Origin of the sequence: uncultured Campylobacter sp. (assembly GCF_938045775.1) — a bacterium.
In the GTDB taxonomy this organism is placed as follows: Bacteria; Campylobacterota; Campylobacteria; order Campylobacterales; family Campylobacteraceae; genus Campylobacter_B.
Genome location: NZ_CALIBH010000233.1, coordinates 1 through 8,953 on the forward strand (window position 1 = coordinate 1; position 8,953 = coordinate 8,953).

General features: G+C 48.6%; 9 protein-coding genes. 7 read left to right on the plus strand and 2 right to left on the minus strand.

Translation table 11 applies throughout. From position 1 onward, the window contains the following. Positions 1 to 1,178 (minus strand): DUF2130 domain-containing protein (locus Q0238_RS09610; protein ID WP_297945573.1); only part of this gene is annotated, 1,178 nt, incomplete at its 3' end. After that, positions 1,171 to 2,679, minus strand: a complete 1,509-nt coding sequence (putP, locus tag Q0238_RS09615) for a sodium/proline symporter PutP (protein WP_297945575.1) — start codon at positions 2,677 to 2,679, stop codon at positions 1,171 to 1,173. The genes Q0238_RS09610 and putP, both read right to left, overlap by 8 nt. A 169-nt stretch (positions 2,680 to 2,848) precedes the next feature. Here putP and Q0238_RS09620 point away from each other — a divergent pair, with 169 nt between their 5' ends. Genes Q0238_RS09620 through Q0238_RS09650 form a run of 7 tightly spaced genes read left to right on the plus strand, consistent with a single transcriptional unit; the run spans position 2,849 to position 8,789 of the window. Beyond that, complete coding sequence (locus tag Q0238_RS09620) at positions 2,849 to 3,511, plus strand: amino acid ABC transporter permease (RefSeq protein WP_291940149.1); 663 nt, start codon at positions 2,849 to 2,851, stop codon at positions 3,509 to 3,511. After that, complete coding sequence (locus Q0238_RS09625) at positions 3,504 to 4,232, plus strand: amino acid ABC transporter ATP-binding protein (protein WP_297945577.1); 729 nt, start codon at positions 3,504 to 3,506, stop codon at positions 4,230 to 4,232. Before Q0238_RS09620 ends, Q0238_RS09625 begins: the two co-directional genes overlap by 8 nt. 11 nt (positions 4,233 to 4,243) lie before the next feature. Then, a complete protein-coding gene (locus tag Q0238_RS09630; RefSeq protein ID WP_297945579.1) occupies positions 4,244 to 4,984 on the plus strand; it encodes a basic amino acid ABC transporter substrate-binding protein in 741 nt (246 codons plus the stop codon). Between the two features lie 59 nt (positions 4,985 to 5,043). Then, entirely contained in the window at positions 5,044 to 5,580 is a 537-nt protein-coding gene (locus Q0238_RS09635) for a hypothetical protein (RefSeq protein WP_297945581.1), read from the plus strand. Continuing rightward, positions 5,573 to 6,187 (plus strand): thiamine phosphate synthase, encoded by a 615-nt coding sequence (gene thiE, locus Q0238_RS09640; protein WP_297945583.1) that lies wholly within the window; start codon positions 5,573 to 5,575, stop codon positions 6,185 to 6,187. The genes Q0238_RS09635 and thiE overlap by 8 nt, the downstream gene beginning before the upstream one ends. Further along, positions 6,174 to 6,950, plus strand: coding sequence for an undecaprenyl-diphosphate phosphatase (locus tag Q0238_RS09645; RefSeq protein ID WP_297945585.1), 777 nt, complete (start codon positions 6,174 to 6,176; stop codon positions 6,948 to 6,950). Before thiE ends, Q0238_RS09645 begins: the two co-directional genes overlap by 14 nt. Positions 6,951 to 6,965: 15 nt before the next feature. Further along, on the plus strand, positions 6,966 to 8,789 hold the full coding sequence (locus Q0238_RS09650) for a phosphoethanolamine transferase (protein WP_297945587.1): 1,824 nt from the start codon (positions 6,966 to 6,968) through the stop codon (positions 8,787 to 8,789). Positions 8,790 to 8,953: the final 164 nt, after the last annotated feature.

Here is an 8,953-nt window from a genome sequence, read left to right on the forward strand (position 1 = left end):
GCGATCTGTTTTTCGCGCTGTTTCCAGATGCGCTCCATCGCGTTGCGCTCCTTATTTAGGCTCTCTTGCATGCCGACGAACGCCGAAACGATCGTCTTTATCTGGTTTGCAAACTCAGGCGAGGTCAGATAGTCGTAGAGCATCGCCGTTTTACTATCTTGATTTTGACCCGATCTTTTGGCAAATGCAAGCGCCACGACGTGTTCGCGCAAGACGGCGCAAAGCCCCTTAAATTCCTCAAACGAACAGATCCAGATGCTAGCATCGCTCGGCGCTTGATGCAGCCTAGGGCTGTGAGGCGGCATCTGCTCGGTTACGATAACGCCGATCTGCGCGCCCTCGCCTATCATATCGTCTTTGAGTTTATCGATCCATTTGGGCTCGAAGCTTTTCGTGCGCTTGCTCTCGTATAAAATTTTACCGCAGCCAGCAAACTCCCTCGTATGCACCATCTGCACGCAGTCTGCACCGCGCGCGCCCTTTTTGACCTCATCTATCTCGTCCAAAGGAAAATTTAGCCGCAGATACTCCTGCAGCGCGAGCTCCTGCACCTCGCCCTGAAGCTGCTGCGAGCCCACTTCCGAGCGGCGCTTAAGCTCGTTTATTTGGCCGATTAGACTTTGGATCTGCTCATCTTTTTGGCGGAATTTCAGCTCGTTTTCCTGCGAAATTTGTTTCGAAAGCCGCTCGCGCTCTTGGTTTACGCGGTTGGTTAGCTCGATTTCTGATTTGGCTTTATTCTCGGCTTCAAGCTCGCTAAATTTACGCTTCTGCGCCTCCATCTCGGCCTTTATTAAATTTAGCTCGGAAATTCTTTGCGATTTTTCTTGCAGCTCCTTTTGTAAAATTTCAAATTTCGCCGCGTTTTCGCTCTCGATCTGAGATTTTGCAAGCGCTAAAATTTTCTCCCGCTCGCTGTTTAGCGCGGAATCGGTCGCCGCTTTTACGCGCTGCTCGAATGCGTTTTCCTTCGCTTGCAGTTGCGCCAGATGCTTCGCGTACTCCTCGCGCTTAGCGGCGATCTCGGCTTCAAATTTAAGCGTGGCTTCATTTTGCTGCTGCTGCCACTTTCGCTTCTGCTGCAAAATTTCATCTTCAAATTTAGCCTTGATATCGCGCTGTAGCGCCTCGTCTATATCGATCAAAGAGCCGCAGTGCGGGCACTTTACGTTAGCCATCTTTGCCCCTTAAACTCTGCTCTTTCATCTTTTCAAATTCCTGCGAAATTTGCGCGGCATTGGGCTCATCCGCCATCTTATCAAGCACGGAGTTGTAGCGATTTACGAGCAGTATCGCAAGCGCCGAAAAGCAAAAGCCCGGCAGCAGCTCATAAACGACCGCCGAAAGCCCCGATAAGATCCAGCAAATAACCGTAATACCGCCTACGAGCATACCCACTAAAGCCGAGAGAGCGCTCATCTTTTTAGAATACAGGCTGAAAAGCAGCACCGCTCCAAAGCTCGCGCCAAATCCCGCCCAAGCGTTTCCGACGACGTTTAGTACCGTATCGTTTGAGCCAAACGCCAAAATAGCGGCGAGCGCGGCGATGATCACGACGGCGATGCGGCTGCTTAGCGTCTGCGTGCGCTCGCTCACCTCTTTTTTATAAAACGCAAAGATAAAATCCTTCGTAACTGCGCTCGCGCTTACCAAAAGCTGGCTTGAGATGGTGCTCATAATCGCCGCCAGCACCGCAGAGATTATGACGCCTAGGATGAATGGATGAAAGAAAATTTTACCGAGCTCTAGGAAAATTTTTTCGGGATCGTCTATGCTAAGGCCCTTTTGCGAAAAATACACAAAGCCGATCAGACCGCTAAGCATCGCGCCTACTAGCCCTAGCACCATCCACGAAATTCCGATACGGCGCGCGCTATCAAGCTCACGCGAGCTTCTGATCGCCATAAAGCGCACGATGATGTGCGGCTGCCCGAAGTATCCGAGCCCCCAAGCAAGCAGACCCAAAACGCCTAAGAAGCTTTGATTGTAAAATAGATCGAGGTGGCTCGCGCCGTATAGCCGCACCTGCGCAAAAAAGGAGCTGTCCGCAGGGATCTGCAGCGCGCGGTAAGAAAACAAAGGGATCAAAATAAGCACCGCAAACATCAGCGCGCCCTGAAATGCGTCCGTGATCGCGACGGCCTTAAATCCGCCGAAAAAGGTATAAAACACTACGATTAAGATCGTAGCGATCGCGCCATAGGTGAAATTTAGCCCGAAAAAGCTCTCAAAGGTCTTGCCGCCCGCGATGATGCCGCTGCTAACATAGAGCGTAAAAAATATGATGATCAAAAGCCCGGAGATGATGCGAAGCGTCTTGGTACGGTCTTTAAAGCGGTTTTCTAAAAAATCCGGGATCGTGACGCTGTCGCTTGCTACCTCGGTGTAAATTCTAAGCCTTTTAGCAAGAAATTTATAGTTGCACCACGCGCCCACGCAAAGTCCTAGGGCGATCCAGATATTGCAAATCCCCGTCGCAAACATCGCGCCCGGCACCCCCAAAAGCATCCAGCCGCTCATATCGCTAGCGCCCGCGCTAAGCGCCGTTACGAATGGGCCCAGGCGGCGGTTATCGAGCAGATACTCGCTTAAGCTCGCATTCTTGTCATAATAATACCTACCTATAAAAATAAGTGCGCCGAAATATATCGCGATTGCGCAATAGGTCCAAAAGCTCATCGTTGCCTCCTTTTAAAAAAGCTAATTTTACTCTATTTCAAATAAAATTTTACTTTCGGAATTTAGCCAGATTTTAACGAAATTTTAGTATTCTTGCCGTTTAAATTTTAAGAAAAAGGCGCCTTGGTTGAACGAGAAAATTTTAAAGGTCGTATTTGTTTTGACTGTAATCGCCGTGGGGCTTTATTTCACCTATCCCGAACTGAGCGAAGCGCAAAAAATTTCATACGCCAAAAGCTACGGCATCACTCTTATTTTGACCTCCGGTGGCATTGTGATCGGTATCGCATTAGGATTTATGCTGGCATTTTTAAAATTTCTAAACAATAAATTTTTAAGCTTCATTATCGACGAATACGTAGACATCATCCGCGGAACCCCAATCGTTATCCAGCTGATGGTGTTCGTATTTATTATCTTTGCTACGTGGAGCAATAATATCGCAGCTGCGATCTTTGCGCTAGGGCTTAACAGCTCCGCCTACGTCGCAGAGATCGTGCGCAGCGGTATAAACAGCGTCGATCGCGGCCAGATGGAAGCTGCGCGCGCAATGGGTCTAGGCTACGGCACGGCGATGAAGGAGATCGTCTTTCCGCAAGCGATAAAAAACATTTTGCCCGCGCTTGCGAATGAGTTTATTAGCCTATTTAAAGAAACCTCGGTCGTGGGCCTCGTAGCAATTACTGATCTTACGTTTTTTTCAAAAAGCATGCAGGCTGCGCTTTATACCGTCCAGCCGATACTTTTTGCCGCAGTGCTTTACTATGCAAGCGTGAAATTTTTCTCGTTTTTAGTAAAAATGCTAGAAAGTAGGTTAAACCGCAATGATTGAAATATCAAATTTAACCAAATCCTACGGCAATTTATCGGTGCTAAAAGGAATTTCAAAGAGCATAAATAAAGGCGATATCGTAGCGATCATCGGTCCAAGCGGCGGCGGCAAATCGACCTTTTTGCGCTGCTTAAATTTGCTTGAAATTCCAAGCGGCGGCATTATTAAAATAGACGGCGAGGATATTACCGATAAGCACACCGATATTAATAAAATTCGCCGCAAAGTTAGTATGGTCTTTCAGCATTTCAACCTCTTTGCAAATAAAAACGTGCTGGAAAATTTAACTCTAGCGCCCATAAAAGCGGGAATCTATACTAAAGAACAAGCCTACGCAAAAGCAGAGGAGCTACTGCAAAAGGTCGGTCTTAGCGATAAGGCCTATACTTATCCGCACAAGCTTAGCGGTGGGCAAAAGCAACGCATCGCAATCGCTAGAAGTTTGGCGGTAAATCCGGACGTGATTTTATTCGACGAGCCTACCTCGGCACTAGATCCCGAGATGATCGGCGAGGTGTTAGGCATAATGAAAGAGGTCGCCAAAGAGGAGATCACGATGCTTGTGGTAACGCACGAGATGGGCTTTGCACGCAATGTCGCGAATAGGATTTTTTTTATGGAGGGCGGCAAGATCGCTGTGGACGATACGCCTAAAAACGTATTTGAAAATCCGCAAAATCCGAGATTGAAAGAATTTTTAAATAAAATTTTAAACCACTAAAGGAGAGGGAAATGAAAAAATTTATGAGATTTCTAGTTGCGGGCGCTTTGCTTTGCGGCTCGCTAGTTGCTAAGGACATCACCAAAGATACGCTCATCGTAGGCACGAACGCCGAGTATCCGCCGTTTGAGTTCGTGGATGAAAACTCCAAAGTCACGGGCTTTGATATGGATCTGGTAGCCGAGCTTGCAAAGCGCACGGGCGTAAAATATGAAATTTTAAATATGAGCTTTGACGGGCTAATCCCTGCGATTAAAAGCGGCAAAATCGATATGATCGCCTCGGGAATGAGCGCGACACCGGCTCGTAAAAAGGCGATCGATTTCACAAATCCTTACTACAAGGTCGAAAATTTATACGTCAAACGCAAGGACGATAGCTCGTTAAATTCCAAAGCCGACTTGCAGGGCAAGCGCCTTGCCGCGCAGCTAGGCACCATTCAAGAGCTTGCGATCAGAGATATAAAAGGCGCCGAGGTTAGCGCTACGGAGAACGTTTTTGTAGCCGTTATGTCGCTGAAGAACAAAAAGATCGATGCGCTTTGCGTGGATTCGTCCGTAGGCTACGAGTATCTTAAGAAAAACGATGATCTAACCGCATTTTTTAAAGAATCCGACGGCAGCGAGGGCTTTTCGATCGCATTCGATAAGGGCAAGTATCCCGAGCTGCTCGCTAAATTTAACGCAGCGCTTGAGGAGATGAAAAAGGACGGAAGCTACGAAAAGCTTTTGGAAAAATATAATTTAAAATAATCCGCAAAATTTAGGCGCAAATTCCTCTCATAGAATTTGCGCCGCCTAAGAGGAATCCTATGAAAAAGATATTTTTAGCACTTGCGATTTTGCTCTGCACGCAGAGCTTTGCGGAGCAAAAAGACAGATACGGCATCGCTGCGTTTACAGGTCTTGGCAATGACGGCAGAAGCTTAGTTTTTACCTTCAGAAAGGCTCAAAAAGATCGTTTCTTCCCCTGCGACTTAAAAAATTTAAATATAATCGCCGCGGGTGCTTCTAGGTGCATAACGGATGCTAAGGAGCTGAAGAAATTCGACAAAGAATATAAAAAAGCTCTCGAGTCTGTGATAAAACCCGGCAAGCGCTACTACGTAAATTTAATCGATCGCGGCAATGACGCCTATGTCTGCGACGCAAGCGATCCTAAAAGCAATCTGCGATTGGACCTAGTGGCGGCGGGATTTGCCGTGCCGACAACCGACGATAGCGAACTTCTTTTAAAAGCCGCCGAGGAGGCCAAAGAGGCTAAGCGCGGAATGTATAGCGCAAAATTTTGGGATGTTACCAACTGCATCCTAAACGGCGTGCCGATGCCGAAAAAGATAGATGAGTGAAATTTACGCGCTTAGCGACGATATCTTAACGCCACCGCAAACTATCTTTTCGCAGATAGATGAAATTTTACGCTGCGGCGTAAAGCTCGTGCAATATCGCAGCAAGCTCGCCGCGCAGGATGAAGCTTTAATCCGCTCTCTCATCGGTCTTTGCGAGGATTACGGCGCCAAACTCATCATCAACGACGATGCGGCGCTTGCTAAAAAGCTTGGCGCGCACGGCGTACATATCGGAGAAGGCGACGGCGAGACGGCGCAGGTGCGCGAGTTTTTAGGCGCGGATAAGATCGTCGGCGTTAGCTGCTATGCCGGTCTTGCTCGCGCGCAAAAGGCCGAAGCGCAGGGCGCTAGCTACGTAGCCTTCGGCTCACTAAGGCGCGGCAAGACAAAGCCCGATGCGCCGCTTTGCCCCGATGCGCTTGTGCAAGAGGCGCGAAAATCTTTAAACCTCCCAATCGCCGTAATCGGCGGGATAAACTTAGAAAATCTGGATGAAATTTTAGCCCTCAAGCCTGATTATATCGCGATGGTAGAGGCGATCTACAGACCCGCTTCGATCACGCAGAATTTAGCAAATTTAAAGGAAAAAATGGATGAATATATTTGACGCCGTGATTTTAGGCATCGTCGAGGGGCTAACGGAATTTCTGCCCGTAAGCTCGACCGGGCACATGATCCTGGCCGCAAAACTGATGGGCTTACAGCAGACCGACACGCTTAAATGCTTCGAAGTCGTTATCCAGCTAGGCTCGATCCTAGCGGTCGTGGCGATGTTTTACAAGCGGCTTTTAGTCGATTTTAAGCTCTGGTGCAAGCTCGTCGTGGGCTTCATCCCCACTGCAGCGATCGGATTTTTACTGTATAAAAGCATCAAATCGCTATTTGCGCCGCAGACCGTCGCCTACGCGCTGATCGGCTGGGGCGTTATTTTTATCGCAGTCGAGCTCCTTCGCAAGGCGCGCCCTAGAGAAGGCGAGCTAGAGCATCTAGATCAAATTTCATACGTTCAGGCCTTTATCATCGGGCTTTCGCAGTGTTTTGCGATGGTGCCGGGCACTTCGCGCAGCGGCGCTACCATCATCGCAGGGCTTTTGTGCGGGCTAAGCAGAAACCTGGCCGCGCGCTTTAGCTTCCTACTCGCGATCCCTACGATGTTTGCGGCGACCTTTTACGACACATATAAAAATTTAGACGCCTTCGCGCAAAACTCCGCCGATATCACGACCTTTCTCGTAGGCGGCGCAGTGGCGTTCGTCGTGGCGCTTGCGGCGATCAAACTATTTCTAAGTTTCGTTTCGAAGTTTGATTTCATCCCGTTTGGAATTTATAGAATTCTAATCGGCATCGCATTTTTCATATTTGTATTTTAATACGCAAGGAATTTCATGAGCCTCGTAAAAAATATCGGTGCATTTTTAAAAGACAGATTCAGCCTCCTATCGGTATTTGACGGCGCGGTGCTAAACGCATACACGCTAGTTTTAGTATTAAATTTAGCGCTCGGGTTGCTTCTTATCGCGCGCGGCGGCGAGCTGCTCTCTGCGCAGGCGCTGTTTTTCGTGGCGTCTGCGATCTGCGGCGTGACGATACTTTTTTTCGCGCTTTACGTGCTCAGCTTTTACAGCGCCAGGCTATATAAAATTCTCTCCTTTGCGCTTCTGGCGATAAACGTAGCCTTTGCGATCGCTCAGATTTTTTTGATCTTTAGCCTGGAGCTTACCTACTCGCACGGCACGCTGGACGCGCTAGTGCAAACGACGCCCAAGGAGGCCTTCGAGTTCGCGCATGCGTTTTTAAATTTTAAGCTTATCGCGGCTTTTTTGGCGCTTTTGATCTTCGTCTTCGCCGCTCTTAGGCTTAGAGTGAGCCAGCGAGCACGGATGAAGCTATGTCGCGCGATAAAGCTAGCCTTTTTGCTTAGCTTGCTTGTTTTTATTGCACATGCGGCGTTTAAAAGCTACGTAGCCAAAAGCTCGAAAATGCGCGCCAGCATCATAATCGCACTAAATAAAATTCCGATTTATAACTTTGCTTTCGTTACGAAGGATTATTTCGGCGCCGATTTTAAAAGCGTGCGCGAGCTGCAAGCGGGATACCAAAGCATTTACGCCTCGCATTCGCATAAAACCGCGCCAAACCGCATCTCAAACGTCGTTTTCATCATCGGAGAGAGCCTGCAGCGAAATTTTATGAGCCTATACGGCTACTATCTGCCCACCACACCGAATCTGCAAGCGCTTGAGCAAAGCGGAAATCTAATCGCCTTTAGCGATGTCGTCTCGCCTGGAGCTAAGACTAACGACGTGCTAAAATACGTGCTAAATTTCGGAAATTACGAGAGCGAAAAGCAGCGCCCGTGGAGCGCCAATCTCGACATCGTAAATCTCGCGCGGCTGGCAAACTACGAGACCTTTTGGATCAGCAACCAGGAGCGCTACGGGCAGTGGGCGGTCGCAAGCGGCGCGAGCGCGCAAATGACGGATCACTCGGACTTTACGAATCAAATCCCGGTTTACAAATACGCCTACTCGCTCGACGAGGTTATGCTTCCGAGTATAAAAAATTTTAAATCGGGTGCGAAAAGATCACCTCTTGCACGCAAGGGCGAAAGCTCCGCCGCAGAGGTAAATGGTACGCAAAAAAAGGATAAATTTTTCATCCTTCATCTAATGGGCTCGCACCCAAGCTACGAGTTTCGCTATCCAAAAAGCTTTGCCAAATTTAGCGCCGCAGATATCTCGCGCGAGCCGCTGGACGAAGGGCAGAAAAAAGAGCTCGCGCACTACCTAAACACCGTGGCTTACAACGATTTTATCGTAAGCGAAATTTATAAAATTTTTGCAAGCGACAACACGCTGATAGTCTATTTTAGCGATCACGCCCAGAGCCTTTATCAATACCGCGGCAAGCTGATCCACGGCGGCATCAACCGCTTCACGCTCGAAATCCCGCTGATTTTCATGGCGTCGGATAAGTTCAAAGAGCAGAACGCTGATCTTTGGGCGCGCATCGCAGCAGCTAAAAATAGGCCGTTTTTAAACGACGATCTCATCCACGCGATTGCAGAAATTTTAGAGATGACCGACCTGCCCGAGTTTGACCCCGCTCGCTCGGTGATAAACGCCGATTTCAACGCCTCGCGCCCGCGCATCATCGAGGGGGTCGATTACGATAAGGTTTATAGGCTGCAGAAGGAATTCGGCGAGTAAATTCGGTGAAATTTTGCGCCTTTTAGCAGCGCAGAATTTCGCCTCTTAAAATCTGCGCTCTTATCACAAACGCTCGCACCTTAATTTAAGCTTTCGGACGGGCGCGTCAATTTTCGCCGCCACGGGCTCTGCAGTAAAATTTCTCGCCGCGGAAGTCTGCCGAG